Raw genomic sequence first — 16,546 nt, forward strand, 5'->3', positions numbered from 1 at the left:
CCTGATGCGAAAGCGCAGCGTCCTGACAATCAACACCCGGCATTTGACCAGCGACAGGCAGCACAGCGGTTCGAACGAAGCGAAGATGCTTCGCAAAGCCTAATTGACGCGCTGAATGCCAGTCGTAAAGCTCTTGCAAGTAGTGAAGCCCGACAGCGCGCAATTTTCGAAAGCGCTGCAGATTTCGCAATGATCATCACAGATCCCGCCGGTATCATCACCGACTGGAATCCAGGTGCCGAGCGCGCGATGGGGTGGACCGCTGCAGAGATGCGCGGGAGGGATGCCTCGCGCGTCTTCACACCGGAAGATCAAGACGACGACCGTGTGTCGTACGAGATGCGTCAAGCGCTCGCCGAGGGGCGAGCGTCGGATGAACGTTGGCATATGCGGAAGGATGGCCAGCGCTTTTGGGCTTCCGGCGAGATGATGCCGCTTTTTGACGGGGGCACCCATCTCGGTTTCGTCAAGATCTTGCGCGATCGCACCAGTGAACACTTATCAGGCGTCACTCTGGCCGAAACGCAGGAGCGTTATCGCCTTGCTGGCAAAGCCACCAACGATGCAGTCTGGGACTGGGATTTAACAAATAATCGCGCTCACTGGAACGAATCTCTCGAACGAACCTACGGACACGTGCTCACGCGCGCCGAAATGACCGGTGAATGGTGGATTTCCCAGATACACCCTGATGACCGGTCTCGTATCGATAGCTCCATTCATGCCGTTATCGATGGAAACGATGATGCTTGGACGGACGGATACCGTTTCCGACGATCTGACGGCTCGTACGCCGAGGTTCTTGATCGGGGACATGTTATCCGCGACGCCGATGGCCGAGCTGTTCGGATGATCGGCGCGATGCTCGATCTTACCAAGATGCGAAGCGCTGAGGCAGCGCTCAGCCGGAGTGAAGCGCGGTTTCGTACTGTGCTAGAAACAATCGATGTCGCTTTCGCAATTGTTCAGGTCAAGTTCGATGCTGATGATCGGCCGGTAAATTATCGATTTGTCGAGGCTAACCCAGCTTTCGAAAGGCAAGCCGGTGTAAATCTGCGCGGGAAGTGGGTGACCGAGTTTGCACCGGACTTGGAGCGTTTCTGGTTCGAAACGTATGGCCACGTGGCCAAAACTGGTGAACCGGCTACATTCGAAAATTATGCAAAGAATTTTGAACGCTGGTTTGATGTGCGTGCGATTCGTGTTGGCGAGCCGTTTGAACGGCAAATCGCAATCTTGTTCAACGATACGACAGAGCGACGCTCCGCTGAGGAACGGCTGCGTGCCAGTGAAGCATTGGCGCGGGAAAATGTTGAGCGAGTTCAGTTGGCCCTGGCTGCAGGTGCCATCATTGGGACTTGGCATTGGGACATACCCAGTGATCGCTTTACGGTTGATGAGGCCTTCGCCCGAGCCTTTGGCCTTGATCCCTCGCTGGGCCGCAAAGGCTTAAGCCTTGAACAGGTGGTCGCGACGGTTCATCCGGATGATCAGAAAGACTTGGCGGCGGCGATCGGGGAGGCGGTTGCACGCGGCGGAGCCTATGCCCATCAATATCGAGTTCTGCGAACGGATGGCGAGTATCACTGGATCGAGGCAAACGGTCGTATAGACCACTCTCCGGAGGGTAAGCCGATCAGCTTTCCCGGTGTGTTGATCGATGTCGCGGAACGACGCGCTTTGCTTGAGGAGCGCGATCGGGCGCTCAACGAACTGCGTGAACTTAATGAAACTCTAGAGCAGCGCGTCACGGAGCGTTCAAGTGAACTCTTGAGAGCAGAGGAAGCACTTCGCCAATCGCAGAAAATGGAGGCAGTTGGGCAGCTGACTGGTGGCCTCGCGCACGACTTTAACAATTTGCTGGCTGGCATATCTGGAGCGCTTGAACTGATCCAGACCCGCTTGGCGCAGGCGCGGTAAACGACGTCGAAAAATACGTTTTTGCCGCGCAGGGGGCGTCAAAACGGGCAGCAGCTTTGACGCACAGATTGCTCGCTTTTTCCAGGCGTCAAACTCTTGACCCCAAACCGACGAACGTCAATTCGCTGATTGGCGGCATGACTGACCTTATTCAGCGTACAGTGGGTCCGGCCATCCAAGTCGAGACCGTCGGCGCTTCGGGTCTTTGGCCAGCGCTGGTTGATGCCAGCCAACTTGAAAATTCTCTTTTGAATCTGTGCATCAACGCGCGTGATGCGATGCCGGATGGCGGGAGGATCACGATCGAAACCGCCAATAAATGGCTCGATCTCGAAGCCGCCCGAGCCCATGACGTACCGTCCGGGCAGTATCTTTCCTTGTGTGTCACCGATACGGGAACGGGCATGTCACCCGACATCGTGGCGAAGGTATTTGATCCATTCTTCACAACTAAGCCGATCGGGCAGGGCACCGGCCTTGGATTGTCGATGATCTACGGTTTTGCCAAGCAGTCCGGCGGTCAGGTGCGCATCTATTCAGAGCTTGGGCACGGCTCCACGATTTGCATCTATTTGCCGCGTCACTATGGCGATGCGGAAACCGCCGGCGACATGCCTAAGATCCCGATCGAGTTTGCGCGTGAAGGTGAAACAGTCCTCGTGGTTGATGATGAACCCACGGTGCGTATGCTGATCACTGACGTTCTGAAAGATCTTGGATATGCGGCCATTGAAGCGGCTGACAGCGCCTCAGGGCTCAAGGTTTTGCAGTCTGATGTGCGGATCGACCTGCTGATCTCCGACGTCGGTCTTCCCGGTGGCATGAATGGCCGGCAGATGGCCGATGCCGGACGCGAGCGCCGCCGCGATCTCAAGGTGCTTTTTATAACCGGCTACGCAGAAAATTCCGCAATTGGAAACGGCCACCTCGCACCGGGGATGGAAGTGTTGACCAAGCCTTTCGCGGTGGACGTGCTGGCTGCAAGGATCCGTGAACTCTTGTCAAAATGAGTTGGCCCGGTCGCACCACGATCTGCGGTTTTCGATTATGTCGAGCGCTCTCGCGCGTACAGAAGGATATGATGAACCCAATCAGGCGAGCGGACCGATGATACTTTTGGTCGCCTTCGGCGCGTTGATCCTACTGACAGCATGGCTTCCGATGGTCTTGAAGGAGGCACCGCTCTCGCTTCCGATCGTTTGTGTAATGATCGGATCGCTCGCGTTTTGGTGGGCACCCGAGCTCAAAATACCAAATCCCGTGACCCGCCTATCGGTGGTAGAGAAGGTCACCGAACTCGTCGTCATCATCTCGCTCATGGGCGCTGCCCTCAAGATCGATCGTAAGGTCGGATGGCGCACTTGGATGATCACTTGGCGATTGCTGCTGGTCGCGATGCCGCTGACGATCGCAGCGTTGTGGGGAATGGGCTACGTGTTTCTCGGTCTGTCTGGGGCATCGTCGCTTCTGCTCGCAGCCGCGCTGGCACCGACCGATCCGGTCCTTGCCAGCGATGTTCAGGTGGGCCCGCCCAAATCAGGCGAAGAGGACGACACGCGTTTCGCTTTGACATCTGAGGCGGGTCTGAATGATGGACTGGCATTTCCATTCGTCATGTTGGCGATCGCTATGACGCAGACTCACCACGCCACGATGGATTGGGCAATGCGTTGGTTTGCAATTGACGTTCTGTGGCGCCTTGGTGTGGGCGTCGCCGTCGGGGCCGCCCTTGGTTACGGTTTGGGATGGCTAGTCTTTCGCATACCAAATCGCGCGAAACTGTCGCGTACCGGCGATGGCTTTGTAGCACTTGGTATAACCATCATCGTTTTCGGTGTTTCGGAAGAGATCCATGGTTATGGCTTCGTATCAGTGTTCGTTGCCGGATTGGCGCTACGAGCGGCGGAGCGCAACAATCAATATCACCAAACCCTGCACGACTTTTCTGAGCAACTCGAACGGTTGCTTATGATGATTCTTCTGGTCATGTTCGGGGCCGCTATTGTCTCGGGCGATTTGCTGCAAAAATTGACCTGGAGTTCGATCGCCTACGCACTCGTTGCGATCGTGGTCGTGCGTCCCATTTCTGCATGGTTATCGCTTGTTGGCACTTTGTGCCCGCCCATCGAAAGAGCCGCAATTAGTTTCTTTGGCATCCGCGGCATAGGTTCGGTCTATTATCTTGCGTTTGCGCTACAGAAACCAGGTTTCGATGAAGCCGAAATCTTGCTGAGTACAGCTGCTCTCATCATTCTCATATCAATCGTACTCCACGGAATCACGGTTACGCCTGCCATGGGCTTAATTGATCGCCGGCGACAAAGGGGCACGACCGAACGCGAAACCAGGCGCATTGCTGAGTCTACGCGTCGCGAAAGCAAGTAAAGACGCTCGCCTATGCGGCGAGCGTCTGGTCTAATCTACTTGTCTGGATGGCCCGAGCCGGGTGGAGTGGTTTTCGGGGCCTTGCCATCTTCGATCCTGCCCTCGTTACGAAGATCACGGCCTTCCTGGGCCTTCTTCTTGCTCTCCGGATCCTTGCCATGCTCGTAGAGCTCTTCCTTCACAAAGCCGGCACCTTCTTTGACTTTTCCTTCGACGCTCATAGTGACCTCCGGTTTTTCCATGTGGGGACGTGCAACGTCGTGTTTTGTGATTTGATCCATTGGGAGGCACGGGAACTAAGCGAGAACCGGCAGGTTCATCAGCGACAAAACCCAGGGAGGCGTAAAATGAAAAAGTTTCTCTCCGTCCTTGCCGTCGCCACGATCGCTGCGGGATTGACCGTGAGCGTCGCGGACGCTAAGCCGCGCAAATCGTCATCGAAGATGATGAGCACCAAGGCTGGCGGCACGAATAGCGCTAATTCGATGGGTGGCAAGAATAGCCCTGCGAGCAATGCCAAGGGCTCGGCCAGCTCGGCCGGAGGCGGCGAAAAGTAATTGGCAACAGCTGTAGGAAGACAGTTCTGATCGCCCAGGCTGGTGCCTTCGCTGGATTTGGTGGCCGAAGGGAAGCCGACCAAAGCTCTCTCATACCGCAGGGCCATCACAAAGGTGGCCCTTCTATTGTTGGCGCACACTGAGCTGCAAGAAACGTCATTTCTGTCTTGATGCCGCTTCTCTATTCAGACGCTCGCTCTTCAATCGCTCGCGGTTCTTGTCGAATGCTTGTTTTCCAACGCTTGCTCACTTAGCGCCGCTGTCTTTGGGATACCAGGCTTAAAGGCGGCTTCGGCTTTCGCTGCATTAGCCAACTTGTCGCTTGATATTCCATTCATCGCTTGTTCCGATCTTTCCGCACTTCGCGAAACTCTGACGGCCCTTTCAGTAGGCGGTGCTTACGCGTCTCTTGTTCTGCCACAGTGGCGGATCTGTCCGACATCCGATCAAGTTGATCTCCCGCGAGCTGCGCCGATTTTGAAGAAGTCGCAGATCTCTTCGCACGCGCCGGATCTACGCCAGCAAGAGCAATTGCAACGAGTCGTCGTATTGCCTCTGGACGAGACAAGCCTCGTTCTTCCTGGCTCGCGATCCATGAATCGACCTGCGCCAACGGCTCATTTGCCATTGGGACGGCGACAACGGTGCCTTTTGCTGCCTTGGTTTTCGGCTTATGCGGCATCACGTGTGGAAGAAGGTTAGGAAAATGATCGCGAATGCCACGATCGCCAATCCCAGGCTTGCCACCAGCACGTTTCTAACCGTCGGTCCGCGCTCAGCGCCCCGTGCTTTCGTTGCTGACTTCACTGGAATTGTGTCTTGCTCAGCCATCGCCGGTTCTTTCATGGAAGAGGCCGCCCGGGATTTATGTCGGGCGGCCTCTTTGACGACTGCTGTTTCCAGATCCACCGCCACACAGTAAAGCGCGCTGGGACGTCAACGTTCCAAGGCAATCTCGGCGACATCTGCGTGACGTCGGGACAGACTTAATTTTGTTGAGTAGGCGAGATGGCGGCGCATCACTTAGTGCCAGACTTTAAGCGGCCCATCACGAGTTGGGAGAGCACCGGCTGGACGGGAAATGCTAATGGTGAGGGCAACCTGCGTTGGCTGATCTTTTCCTCTCACGGCTTACGGTCGAGAATAATCGGCTGACCCCGACCGCGAAGAAGATAGCGTACCGTCTCTTCGCATGCTCCGCAGCGGAACGAACGGATCTCACCTTTACCCTCGGAATCCTGTTTGATTGCAATAAGATCACGCCTGTGGCTACAAGCTGGGCACGGAACTAGGCTCGCGGATGACACGTTTCACTCTATAATTGTTATATCAAATCTATACTTTAGTCTACGGAGGGCAACTTGAGGTGTCCGTCCGCTACCGGACATAGCGCCGCGTGACGTCGTGTTAAATTCCCTACTGTATCGAGAGAGCTTCACCTGAACAGGTGAGAGGCATCTCGGTCGTTGGTTGGAAGGATGGCGCAAATGCCTCATCCAGAGTTCGACATCGCGCCCCGCGGTGAGGGCTACATCATCGAAGTGCGATGGCCGGATAGCAACATTGAACAGATGCTGGGCCTATTCAGCACAGAGCAAGCCGCCCAAGACTGCCTGGCCTCCGAAAGTTTCATTCGATGGTTGCGAGAGCGATCGCTGAACCGGCGTCAGGACATCGACGAGTAGCGCCGCCGCTTCGATTCGGGCGAGGTCAGGGCGCGTATGTCCTGCTCAGTTCGCTCAGAGTAAAAAGCCGAGTCTTACGGCCGGGCTTTCTTTCCATACGTTTCGATACTTACCAGCTCACTTGCCCATCCAGGCGCGCTCGATACCGCCGCCGACGGTGCAGCCACTGCGGCTATCGCGACTGCTGCCAGCGAATTTCGCAACGTTCGCTGGAGCCGAAGGCGAGGCAAGACGGCTCTTCCACGGACAACTCGCGGGGAAGGAGAACAGCCTGACGCCGCCGCGTAAGCAATATGTGTGGTTAAGTGCGAGCAAAGACCTCGTTCAACGGCGTGATGTGAGTGGAACTTTGGCTGTCTCTGCCGTGTTCGAGGTAATAGCGCAGGCCAACTGAGAGATATTATGCCCAATCCGCATCCAACCCCGCCCCCAAAGGGTACGAGCAAGTTTTTTCTCCTGGCCGGCGTTGTCGTCGGACTGGTTGTCATCGTCGCGTTCATAGGCATGAACGCACAGCACGCTCAGGATTCAAAAGCTCAGCAGAGCGGGCAGGTGAAGCCGAGCGAGACGCCGATGCATGAGAAAGACCTCGGCAAAGCGCCGGTTCAACCGAAATGAGCCAAACGTCACCTGTCGGCGTGACAGCACACGATTTGCCATTGCAGACGCAGGATTTCCAGACCCCCGCGATACTGCTGTCGGGCAATGTTGACTACGACATGTACAAAAACTTCCGGGCGCAGCTTGATGCAGCGCTCGATAGACCGCTGGTCGTTGTCGAAATTTCCACCTTAGGGGGAGATCCGGAAGTTGCCCGCATGATGGGCGAAGATATACGCTTTCACAGCGAGATCTTTCCCGATCGGCACATTGTCTTTCTAGGCAAAGCAGTCATCTATTCGGCGGGCGTGACCTTCATGAGCTTCTTTGCACGGGAGAACCGCTACGTCACCCGCGGCAGCCGGTTGATGATCCACGAGCGCAAGCTGAGCAAGACCCTGACCATTGATGGGCCATTGACCATGTGTCTGGCGTCTGTTGAAGCGACCTTGAACGAGATCAAATGCTCGATTGCCATCCAGAATGAAGGTTTTGAAAATCTCATTCGTGGGTCGCAGATCGCGATGGACGATCTTCTGTTGAAAGCGCCCAGCAACTGGTACCTTGAAGCTCAGGAAGCGCAAAAGCTCGGCTTGGTCCGCGCCGTTCTTTAGCGCGGATCAGCAGAGAAGAACGTGTCACCTCCCTAGGATGGCGAAAGCGTCACCCAGACATCACCTCGATTGAGGGATGTCAATGTCGCTACGTCTCAGCAGATAATCTAGCCCGCCAGTTCTGAACCAGCGATAGCCGTAGCCCTCCAGCATGAGGTGATGCTTGCCGTGATCGTCAGCGTGGCTGTGGCTTTCGGACAGCAAGTTGATGAGATGCAGATCCCGCTCGTCGTCCAGTCCGATGGCAAGAGTGACCTCGCGCGGCTCCTCGTTGAAGTTGTGGACGAATACAACCGAATTGTTGCGCCAGTCGTAGCGGATTGCCAACACAGACGGATCGCGCGTTGCAACAATCGCAAAATCGCCCCAACCGATTTCAGGCACTTCCTTGCGCATTCGGATCATGCGCTCTGTCCAGTTCAGCAGTGAATCCGGATCGCGCCGCTGCATGGCGACGTTGACATGATCGTAGCCGTAAGGCCCTTTGTCGATGACCGGGTTTTTCGAGCGCTCGCTTTTTGTAAAGCCGGCGTGAGGCTCGGTTGACCACTGCATGGGCGTGCGTGCGCAATTGCGTTCGGGGAGGGTGAGATCGTCGCCCATCGCGATTTCGTCGCCGTAACGCAGAACAGGGGTACCCGGCAGTGTGTACATCAGGCTGTAGGCGAGCTCGAGACGTCTGCGGTCACCGCCTAGCATCGGAGCGAGACGACGACGGATGCCCCGGTCGTATAGTTGCATCGACTTGTCTGGACCAAACGCCTCAAAAACGATCTTCCGCTGTTTTTCGGAGAGGCGACCAAGGTCGAGTTCGTCGTGGTTGCGCAGAAATAGTCCCCATTGTGCGGTAGCCGGCCGGGGTTTTGTGACTTTCATGGCTGCCGCCAGCGGACGGGCATCGCCCGCAGCCAGCGCGTAGAAGAGATGCTGATTGACGTGGAAGTTGAACATCATGTGCATCCGGTCACCATCGTCGCCGAAATATTCCATGTCGGTTTCCGGAAGCACATTGGCCTCTGCCAGCACGATCGCATCACCCTTGCGCCACTGCAGAAACTCGCGGAAGACGCGCAGCATATCGTATTGCTCGACCGGCTTGTTTACCTTGGGTCCTTTGGTGGCAATGATGAAGGGCACCGCATCCATGCGAAAGCCGGATACGCCAAGCTGTAACCAAAAGCCCATGATCTTGAGGATCTCGGCCTGGACGTGTGGATTGGACGTATTGAGATCAGGCTGAAAGTCGTAGAACCGGTGGAAGTACCACGATTTCGATGTCTTATCGTGAGTCCAGGTTGTCTTCTGCACCCCTGGAAACACCATGCCCTTGTTCGCATTGGCCGGTTTTTTGTCTGACCAGACGTACCAGTCCCGATAGGGCGACTCTTTCGAGCTGCGCGCGGCCTTGAACCATGGATGCTGATCAGACGTATGATTGACGACGAGGTCGATGATCACGCGGATGCCGCGCTGATGGCAGCCATGGGTGAATTCAACGAAGTCGCCTAGCGTGCCGTAGCGTTTATCGACGCTGTAATAATCGGAGATATCATAGCCATCATCTTTGCCCGGGGATGCCTGGAAAGGCATCAGCCATATAGCAGTAATGCCGAGGCCGTGCAGATAGTCGAGGCGCCGCGTCACTCCCCGGAAGTCACCGATCCCATCGCCGTCGGAATCCATGAAGCTGCCGACTGACAGGCAATAGAAGACAGCGTTTTTGTACCAAAGGTCATCGATCATGGAGCACCTGTTAGGGCATGAAGACGCTCAATGTTTGCGCTAACCCCTATGTTCCACGACGGAACAGTGAAGTGCCGATGGGCACTCGCGTCTACGAGCCGCGCCGACGCGGCAAGTGTTCCTTGACATTCTCTCTGCGATTGAACAAAAAGTGAACATTTGTCCGATGGAGCTTAGAGAAGTCATTCACCAGACGCGACCTGAGCCCCACGCTGGAGCCGTAGCGGCAATCGATGAGTTTACCAAAACTTCCGACATATTATTATCTCGACCATTTCACGGAGATGCTCGGCTTCGTCGCGAAGGCTTATGCGTCGATACTGACCGAAGAGCATCATCGCTTCTCCCAATGTTTTCGTCGGATGTCGCGCGACGCGCAGTGTCTTCTTGTGCGCATGATCAATCGACGCGGCATGGTCTTCAATCGCGATCAATTCAGATATGCTGAGATTGGAGATACGCAGGCCGCATTGAACGAACTCGCGGCCATTGGGCATGCTCGTTCTCTCCTTGTGCAGGATTATGCGGCGTTGTTGTCGCGCCTTCCGAAGGCCCAGCTTCTGGCCTCAGCCAGGAGCGCCGGCTATTCGGATGCTCGCTCGTCATGGTCGAAACCCACGCTGATCGCGTTTTTCGTTGAACGTGTCCCGTTCGACGTTGCGATCGAATATTGCGACGGTGAGCGGTTTGTGGTGTTGGCCAACACCGCGCCGATCGATTTCCAGCTATATCTCTATTTCGGCAAAACCGAGGTCGATCTGAAGAACTTCGCGCTCCGTGATCTCGGGCTGCTCAGAACCAACGGTGCGACAGGTTTCAGCGCGCGCTTCGAGGATGCTGAAGAAGCGAGGGCCTGCTTCTACTACAGTCAGCTGGCGGACCGTATCGAGGAGAAAGGCCTCGACGTTTATCAGCAGGCAGCCGATGCAATCCTCACCGGACCGTCTTGCCCGACGGACTATGCGTCGGAGCTGCGTGGCCGTATTGCATGCCGTGTTGGCCAATATTTCGAGAAGTTCGGCGATCTTGATCTTGCAAGAAGGCTATATCAGGCCAGCGATTCCGCAGATTGTCGCGAGCGGTTGGTGCGGATCATTTATGCCGCGGGTGAGAAAACCGAGGCAGAGGCGCTCATCCGGCAGATGATCGACGATCCGGTGTCGGACGACGAGTTTACATTCGCCACGGATTTTCATGCGCGCAAATTTGGTGGCCGCCGAACAGGCGCATGCACCGAAATGCTGCGAGCTGCGGCGACAATTTTGATCGATGATGCCCATCGCGGCAATCCGGAAGCGGGCGTTGCGGCTTACAAGCGGCGACAGGGGTTCCGCGTGTTCTTCGCGGAAAACACCCTCTGGCTTTCGTTGTTCGGCCTCATGTTCTGGGATGAACTGTTCGAAACCGATCAGCTGAACAGCGGTTTTGACTGGGTGCCGCGCTGTCTCAAAGACGGCAGCTTTGCCCATCGCTTCGCGCCTCAAATCGAGGCCAAGCTGCAAGCTGTTCGGTCCGGTTCGGCTTTGAGCTTCGTTCTGAAGTCAGTTGCAGCGAGATGGGGACGACCGAACGGTCTCTTCGCTTGGGATCACGTCAGTCTCGAAGCCCTGCAACTGCTTTTGACGGGTGTCGATCTCGCGGGACTGGCGAGCATTATGGAAGCGATGTGCCGAGATTTCCGCTCAATGCGTGATGGCTTCCCGGACCTGATGCTTGCGAAAGACGGCAAAGTGTCTTTTAGCGAGGTAAAAGCCGAGGGGGACGTAATCCGTCGTAACCAGCTGACCCGTCTTCGACAGCTCGGCAAGGCGCAGATCGCTGTCGAGATCGACCGCGTCGGCTACAGCTTCGATCCTGATCAGGACTATGTTGTCGTGGACGTCGAGACCACGGGTGGAATGGCGTCGTATGATCGCATCACCGAGATTGGCGCCGTCAAGATCCGAAACCATCAAGTCGTTGGCGAGTGGCATTCCTTGGTCAATCCGCAACGGTCGATACCTGCGCGCATCGTGCAACTGACAGGAATCACGAACGCGATGGTGCGCGACGCCCCGGTATTCGGAACGGTCGCAGATAGCTTCATGGAGTTCATGGCAGACGGCATCTTCGTCGCGCACAATGTGAATTTCGACTACGGGTTCATATCCAGCGAGTTCGAGCGGCTGGAGCGTCGCTTCAGATGTCCGAAGGTGTGCACGTGCGCGGGTATGCGGAAGACACATCCGGGTCTTGAATCCTATGGCCTCGGCAACCTCAGTCGCGTCTTCGACATCGATCTGGAAAGCCATCACCGCGCGCTCAGCGACGCACGAGCGGCCGCCGGCCTTCTCAATCTCATGAACGCAAAGCGGCAGAAAAGTCTTCTCGACGATCGCGCCGCTTAGTGGGCGCGCCGCACAAATGCAGGCTGCGGTCCGGTCCAAACCTCGCGCGACGAACACAATCTAGCCGATTTTCTTCGTTAGCTGAGTGACTTAGCGAGCGGGGTCCGAATTTTAAGAGCCGGATCCGGGGGGCGCACGCTGGCCACCACATTTCATGACTTTTGAAACGGGACTGACCCATGCCCCTTTCCGCGCCTCGTGTCACCGCGCCTGTCGCTTCGGTATCCGCAATTCTCTCCAAGGGCGTCGCCCGCCTCGAAGTGACCCTGCGGTTGACCACTGCCATCCTCGCTCTCGCTGCCGGCGTCTATACGTATCTCGGCGTCCGCGAACTTCTAAACGGCAGCCCGACGACAGTGTTCTTCGCCGCCGTCATCTATGCGGTCGCCGTCTCGGTTGGCATCTATGCCTTCTGGGTGTTCCTGATGCACTTCATGCCGCATGTGGTCGACCGCCGGGGGCGCGCGCTGATGTTTGGCTGCATGGCGCTCGGCTCGCTCATGATTGTGGCCATGTCGTCCTGGCTCAACGCCTCGGCACTGGCCGGCGCGGCGGCGGTTCAGCAGCATCTCGCCATTACTGTGCAGAATTACACCCGCGATCTCGACACGGCGAACAGCAACGCCATCGCCGCGCAGAGCCTGCTGCCGGATATCCAGCTTGCGTCGTCGCGGTTCGCCAAACTGGCAGATGCCGAGCGCACCGGATCGCTGACGGGCACGTCGGGTTCCGGCACCGTTGTGCAGCTCCTGACCCAGATGTCCGGCCAGCTCGAAGGGCTCGGTCAGGAGGTTCAAAACTCCGGCAAGCGCGTCTCCACGCTGTTCGAGCAAGGCGGCAAGCATCTCGCCAAGATGCGCGAACTGATCTCCGATCGCGGCCCGATCGCAAGCCGCAGCGATGCATTTGCCACCGAGTCGCTGGCGCTGATGGGCGTGATCGCCAATTTGCAGCAGACCTCGGTCGCGCCCGCAGTGAAACGCGCCGCGACCTCACTGACCTCCGGCTTCATCGCGCCCGCTGCTGGCGGACGCGGTGATCTCGCGGACCGACAGACTGCTGTCGTGAGCAAGGTCGAAGGATCGATCGCGGCGCAGGCCAACTCGCTGGCTGACGCCGCGGACAAGATCCTGGCGCTGCCGAAGATCGAGCCGGTGCGCTTCCAGGCCATGTCGCCGGCGGAAGCCGTGCTACGCTATGCCAGCGACTTCATCCCGAGCTGGGCCGGCGCGATTTCTATCGACCTGATGCCGGCGGTGCTGGTGCTGATCCTCTGCGTGGTGCATGCTGCCATCCGCCGTGAAGGCGCTCCCACCGTTGCTGTGAGCGAGATGACCGTTGGCGAGATGATGGCGGCATTGCAGATGGCCAAGGAAGTCGCGGCGGCGCGCGAGGGCACCCCCAATCCGGTGCCGCCGGATGAGCCTGCGCGCGTCTCCGAAGTCGCCAGCGACGAGAACGTTACCCCGCTGTCCACCGCACGTCAGGGCAAGTGAGCGTCATGGGACGCACCACATTGCAGCAACGGTTCTCTGCGTGGCTCGCGGACTATCCCGACGACGCAATCCTGCGAACAATTTTTCGCGGCGTCGTCGGCGTCACCATCGCGGTCCTGGCGCTTGATCTCGCCGGCATGAATGACTTGTTGAAGCCGACAGACCCTGCATCGTCGCCAGCAGATACCAAACAAGCAACGCCTGGATTGAGCGTGCCGGCGATATTGGCACCGTTACTTCCGGGCAACGATCGGCGCGGCGTACCGATGCCACAACCGGATGGGGCGCTTGCCAAGGCGATGACCTTCGAACTTGTTGGCGGCGGACGGCTATTGGCCACGGGGATGATCACACCCGGTGTCTCGGAAGCGTTTGCCGCCGAGATCGGCAAGCGTGGCGACTATGTAAAGACGGTCGTGCTCAACTCGCCGGGCGGATCCGTCGGCGATGCCTTAGCGATGGGCCGGCTGATCCGCGAAAGGAAGCTGGCCACCGAGGTCGATGCCGGCAAGCTTTGCGCTTCGTCTTGTCCCTTGATGTTCTTCGGGGGTGTCGAGCGCCGTGCCGGCGACAAGGCGGCGATCGGCGTGCATCAGGTGTTTTCTCCCAACCAGCCGGATCCGATCGCTCCACGCGACGATATGAGCGATGCGCAGCGCATTTCGGCACGTTGTCAACGCTACCTTGGCGATATGGGGATCAATCTCCAGGTGTGGGTGCATGCAATGGAAACGCCGAAAGACCGACTGTTCGTGTTCAAACAGGACGAGTTGAAGAGCTTAAACATTCTGACCATGGCGCCGGCTGCCGATTCCACGTCTCTGCCAGTCGGGAGAACCCGTTCGTAAGTGACTTCCGAATGTGCGCCGCTGAAGTAGCTATTCTTAGCTCCGACCGAACACTTCGAGAGGGGCGAAAATCGCTGATCGCGTTTTGATGCGTCCCTGCATAATAAGGGAAATTCCCTGATCAGTTTCCAGGGAAATTTTCAAAATGGCGCTTAGAGGAAGCCAAAAATGGTGGCGACAGGGGCGCGGCCTCTGCTGCTTAGCGCATTTTCCCTGTAAAATTCCCTGTTTGCAGTGAAAATCTCTGGAGACAGTTTCGAACAGCACTCCCGCCCCAGCCAGGCAGTCCGGGCGTTTAGCCGGATCGCCGATCTGACAAGAAAGGCCGGTATTTGGCTGGCTTCCGTATATCTGGATAAGTCTCTGGCTTGCGTAATCTGCCCTGCGCTCCGCCAAACTGCCGAAAGTCTCCGGCCGGCAGTTCAGAAATTACCATTTTGGTGAGATTGCGGGTGGAGACATGGTTCGATGCCACTGCCGCCCGACCTTTGCACTCAGTGCTGGCCTTGCGCTGACGTCACCGTCTCGAAGCTATTGCTCGCTTCCATCTGGACCGACCGCGCCTCTCAGGCAACCGAATATCGCAAGGGGCGTGGCTGCTGGCCAAAGACGCTGCGCATATCCATTCGCCGCTAGGCGGCCAGGGTCTGAACCGCGGACTCGGCGACGCGATGAATCTCGGCTGGAAGCTCGCCGCAACGATCAGAGGAGGTGCTCCGGAAGGCTTGCTTGACAGCTATGCGCAGGAACGGCATCCGGCGCGGCGCGCAGATACTCGATTGGTCACGAGCCCAAGCCGCAGTCATGCGGCCGAGCGCTCCTGCGCGATTGAAGCCATCATCCGTGACCTCATGGATACACGCGACGGCACAACCTATTTCGCCGGACGGGTGTGGGGTGTCGGGATCCGCTATGATCTGGGCGGGCACCATTCGCCAGCCGGCCGCAGCGTGCCGGACTTCCAATTGGGCAACGGCGATAGGGTCAAACGGCATCTGCGAACGGACGTGGCTTTCTGCTTGATAGCAGGTCCGACGTATCACTGATGGCGCTCTTGGCCGCTGGGGCTGTTGCATCGACTATGTCGCACAAGACGCGACAGACGCGCTCGGCGCAAAGTTTGCACTCGTCAGGCCCGATGGCGTTACCGCCTGGGCGACCGGAAGGGCGGCCGATCTCGGTGAGGCCGCCTTCATTGTAGCGCGGTGGTTGGGCAAACCCACGCAACACGTGAGCCCCTGGATATCGCTCTCTTGCGGTATGCATATAAATGCCAGAATGCGCGATGGCAGCTTCTGGAGCTAAGCGGACGAAGAAAGTTAGGCAGTCGGCTATGAGGCAAAAGTGCGGTGGAATGTCGGTGGAACATGCCGAAGGGCTTCGAGCAGAAAGTTCCGCTGCGTGAGACGCTGGATCAAGAAAAAACTAAAGTTCAAATCCAGTTTGACGAATTTGCCTATCAGCTATGCTGAAGGACACGTTAAAGAGAGCGGTCTCCATTCGACTGCGACACTTCGCGCCAATGATCGAAGCACCAGACGAGTGAGATCAGTTCATCGATGAACTGGTGTTTCTGGTTGGTATTTGGTTCGGGGAAGCGCCTTGGTCGATAGTGTTATTTTCTACGGTAATATTATCCCTCTTGATCGTGATAATCACCGTCAACTCGCCTTCGATGTCGCTGACAACCGCTTCGGCTTCGCGGCAGGTTCGCATGTCGTGCCGGCGGTATTCGACGAATTCGTCGCTGCGGCTCCACATCTGCCGATCGTTTTTTTGCCGGGCGTGGGTGCGCCGGTGCCAGTGTTCCTTGTCGGGCTGCGTTCGGGCAAGAATGCGCTGGTGAACGAAGGCCGATGGCAGGGCAATTACATTCCAGCCTATCTGCGCCGCTATCCGCTGATGTTCGGCGAGATCGAAGGCCGCGACCCGATCACCTGCATCGATCAGACTTATGCGCTGCCCGAAGGCAAAGAGGGCGAACGTATCTTCACTGATGAAGGTACCGAGCGCCCGGTCCTCACCGACCGCATCAATCTGATGAATGAGTTCTTCCTCGCCGCCAAACGCGGCGAGGCTGCGATGGCGACTTTGGTGCAGCTCGATCTGCTGCGACCGGTCACCATCGATGCGAAGTTCGAGTCCGGCGAGACGCTGGCCCTGCACGGCATTCTCACCGTGGATGCCGGGCGGCTGAACGAATTGTCGGACGAGGATTTTCTACGCCTGCGCAAGGAAGGTCTCCTGCAGGCGATCTACGCTCATATTTCGAGCCTGACTGCGATCGACGCCATTCGAAAATTGAGCTGAA

Annotated in this window: 10 protein-coding genes and 2 pseudogenes; 10 read left to right on the forward strand and 2 right to left on the reverse strand. The window is 57.3% G+C overall.

The window, feature by feature from the left end; all coding sequences use genetic code 11:
- Positions 1-102 precede the first annotated feature (102 nt).
- Both ACIQ2A_RS08890 and ACIQ2A_RS08895 read left to right on the forward strand, forming a co-directional pair.
- Positions 103-2,930: pseudogene (locus ACIQ2A_RS08890) on the forward strand (PAS domain S-box protein).
- A gap of 97 nt (positions 2,931-3,027) precedes the next feature.
- On the forward strand, positions 3,028-4,305 hold the full coding sequence (locus ACIQ2A_RS08895; RefSeq protein ID WP_398478007.1) for a cation:proton antiporter: 1,278 nt from the start codon (positions 3,028-3,030) through the stop codon (positions 4,303-4,305).
- Between the two features lie 35 nt (positions 4,306-4,340).
- Here the strand turns inward: ACIQ2A_RS08895 and ACIQ2A_RS08900 are convergent, their stop codons facing one another.
- Complete coding sequence (locus tag ACIQ2A_RS08900) at positions 4,341-4,526, reverse strand: hypothetical protein (protein ID WP_398478009.1); 186 nt, start codon at positions 4,524-4,526, stop codon at positions 4,341-4,343.
- A gap of 126 nt (positions 4,527-4,652) precedes the next feature.
- Between ACIQ2A_RS08900 and ACIQ2A_RS08905 the strand changes: the two genes are divergently transcribed.
- From ACIQ2A_RS08905 to ACIQ2A_RS08915, 3 genes are all read left to right on the forward strand, one after another.
- A complete protein-coding gene (locus ACIQ2A_RS08905) occupies positions 4,653-4,862 on the forward strand; it encodes a hypothetical protein (RefSeq protein WP_398478011.1) in 210 nt (69 codons plus the stop codon).
- A 2,087-nt stretch (positions 4,863-6,949) separates the two neighbouring features.
- Positions 6,950-7,165, forward strand: a complete 216-nt coding sequence (locus ACIQ2A_RS08910) for a hypothetical protein (RefSeq protein ID WP_398478013.1) — start codon at positions 6,950-6,952, stop codon at positions 7,163-7,165.
- Positions 7,162-7,761, forward strand: coding sequence for a peptidase S14 (locus ACIQ2A_RS08915; protein WP_398478015.1), 600 nt, complete (start codon positions 7,162-7,164; stop codon positions 7,759-7,761). Before ACIQ2A_RS08910 ends, ACIQ2A_RS08915 begins: the two co-directional genes overlap by 4 nt.
- A 60-nt stretch (positions 7,762-7,821) precedes the next feature.
- On the opposite strand, the gene ACIQ2A_RS08920 is transcribed toward ACIQ2A_RS08915, so the two are convergent.
- On the reverse strand, positions 7,822-9,504 hold the full coding sequence (locus tag ACIQ2A_RS08920) for an alpha-amylase family protein (RefSeq protein WP_398478017.1): 1,683 nt from the start codon (positions 9,502-9,504) through the stop codon (positions 7,822-7,824).
- A 233-nt stretch (positions 9,505-9,737) separates the two neighbouring features.
- Here ACIQ2A_RS08920 and ACIQ2A_RS08925 point away from each other — a divergent pair, with 233 nt between their 5' ends.
- The 5 genes and pseudogenes from ACIQ2A_RS08925 to ACIQ2A_RS08945 all read left to right on the forward strand — a co-directional run bounded on the left by ACIQ2A_RS08925 (position 9,738) and on the right by ACIQ2A_RS08945 (position 16,545).
- A complete protein-coding gene (locus ACIQ2A_RS08925; protein WP_398478019.1) occupies positions 9,738-11,891 on the forward strand; it encodes an exonuclease domain-containing protein in 2,154 nt (717 codons plus the stop codon).
- 179 nt (positions 11,892-12,070) lie between these two features.
- Positions 12,071-13,387 (forward strand): hypothetical protein, encoded by a 1,317-nt coding sequence (locus ACIQ2A_RS08930; RefSeq protein ID WP_398478021.1) that lies wholly within the window; start codon positions 12,071-12,073, stop codon positions 13,385-13,387.
- Positions 13,388-13,392: 5 nt separating this feature from the next.
- Positions 13,393-14,235, forward strand: coding sequence for a hypothetical protein (locus ACIQ2A_RS08935; protein WP_398478023.1), 843 nt, complete (start codon positions 13,393-13,395; stop codon positions 14,233-14,235).
- A gap of 513 nt (positions 14,236-14,748) precedes the next feature.
- A pseudogene (locus ACIQ2A_RS08940) lies at positions 14,749-15,540 on the forward strand (FAD-dependent monooxygenase); the annotation flags it as partial.
- A gap of 297 nt (positions 15,541-15,837) precedes the next feature.
- Positions 15,838-16,545 (forward strand): SapC family protein, encoded by a 708-nt coding sequence (locus ACIQ2A_RS08945; RefSeq protein WP_398478025.1) that lies wholly within the window; start codon positions 15,838-15,840, stop codon positions 16,543-16,545.
- The last annotated feature ends 1 nt before the right edge of the window (position 16,546 follow it).

The sequence above is a fragment of the Tardiphaga sp. genome (assembly GCF_044336785.1).
In the GTDB taxonomy this organism is placed as follows: Bacteria; Pseudomonadota; Alphaproteobacteria; order Rhizobiales; family Xanthobacteraceae; genus Tardiphaga.

Coding starts and splice junctions, on each gene's coding strand:
- ACIQ2A_RS08895 (WP_398478007.1), top strand. CDS start 3,028: ATGATACTTTTGGTCGCCTTCGGCGCGTTGATCCTACTGACAGCATGG.
- ACIQ2A_RS08900 (WP_398478009.1), bottom strand. CDS start 4,526: ATGAGCGTCGAAGGAAAAGTCAAAGAAGGTGCCGGCTTTGTGAAGGAA.
- ACIQ2A_RS08905 (WP_398478011.1), top strand. CDS start 4,653: ATGAAAAAGTTTCTCTCCGTCCTTGCCGTCGCCACGATCGCTGCGGGA.
- ACIQ2A_RS08910 (WP_398478013.1), top strand. CDS start 6,950: ATGCCCAATCCGCATCCAACCCCGCCCCCAAAGGGTACGAGCAAGTTT.
- ACIQ2A_RS08915 (WP_398478015.1), top strand. CDS start 7,162: ATGAGCCAAACGTCACCTGTCGGCGTGACAGCACACGATTTGCCATTG.
- ACIQ2A_RS08920 (WP_398478017.1), bottom strand. CDS start 9,504: ATGATCGATGACCTTTGGTACAAAAACGCTGTCTTCTATTGCCTGTCA.
- ACIQ2A_RS08925 (WP_398478019.1), top strand. CDS start 9,738: ATGAGTTTACCAAAACTTCCGACATATTATTATCTCGACCATTTCACG.
- ACIQ2A_RS08930 (WP_398478021.1), top strand. CDS start 12,071: ATGCCCCTTTCCGCGCCTCGTGTCACCGCGCCTGTCGCTTCGGTATCC.
- ACIQ2A_RS08935 (WP_398478023.1), top strand. CDS start 13,393: ATGGGACGCACCACATTGCAGCAACGGTTCTCTGCGTGGCTCGCGGAC.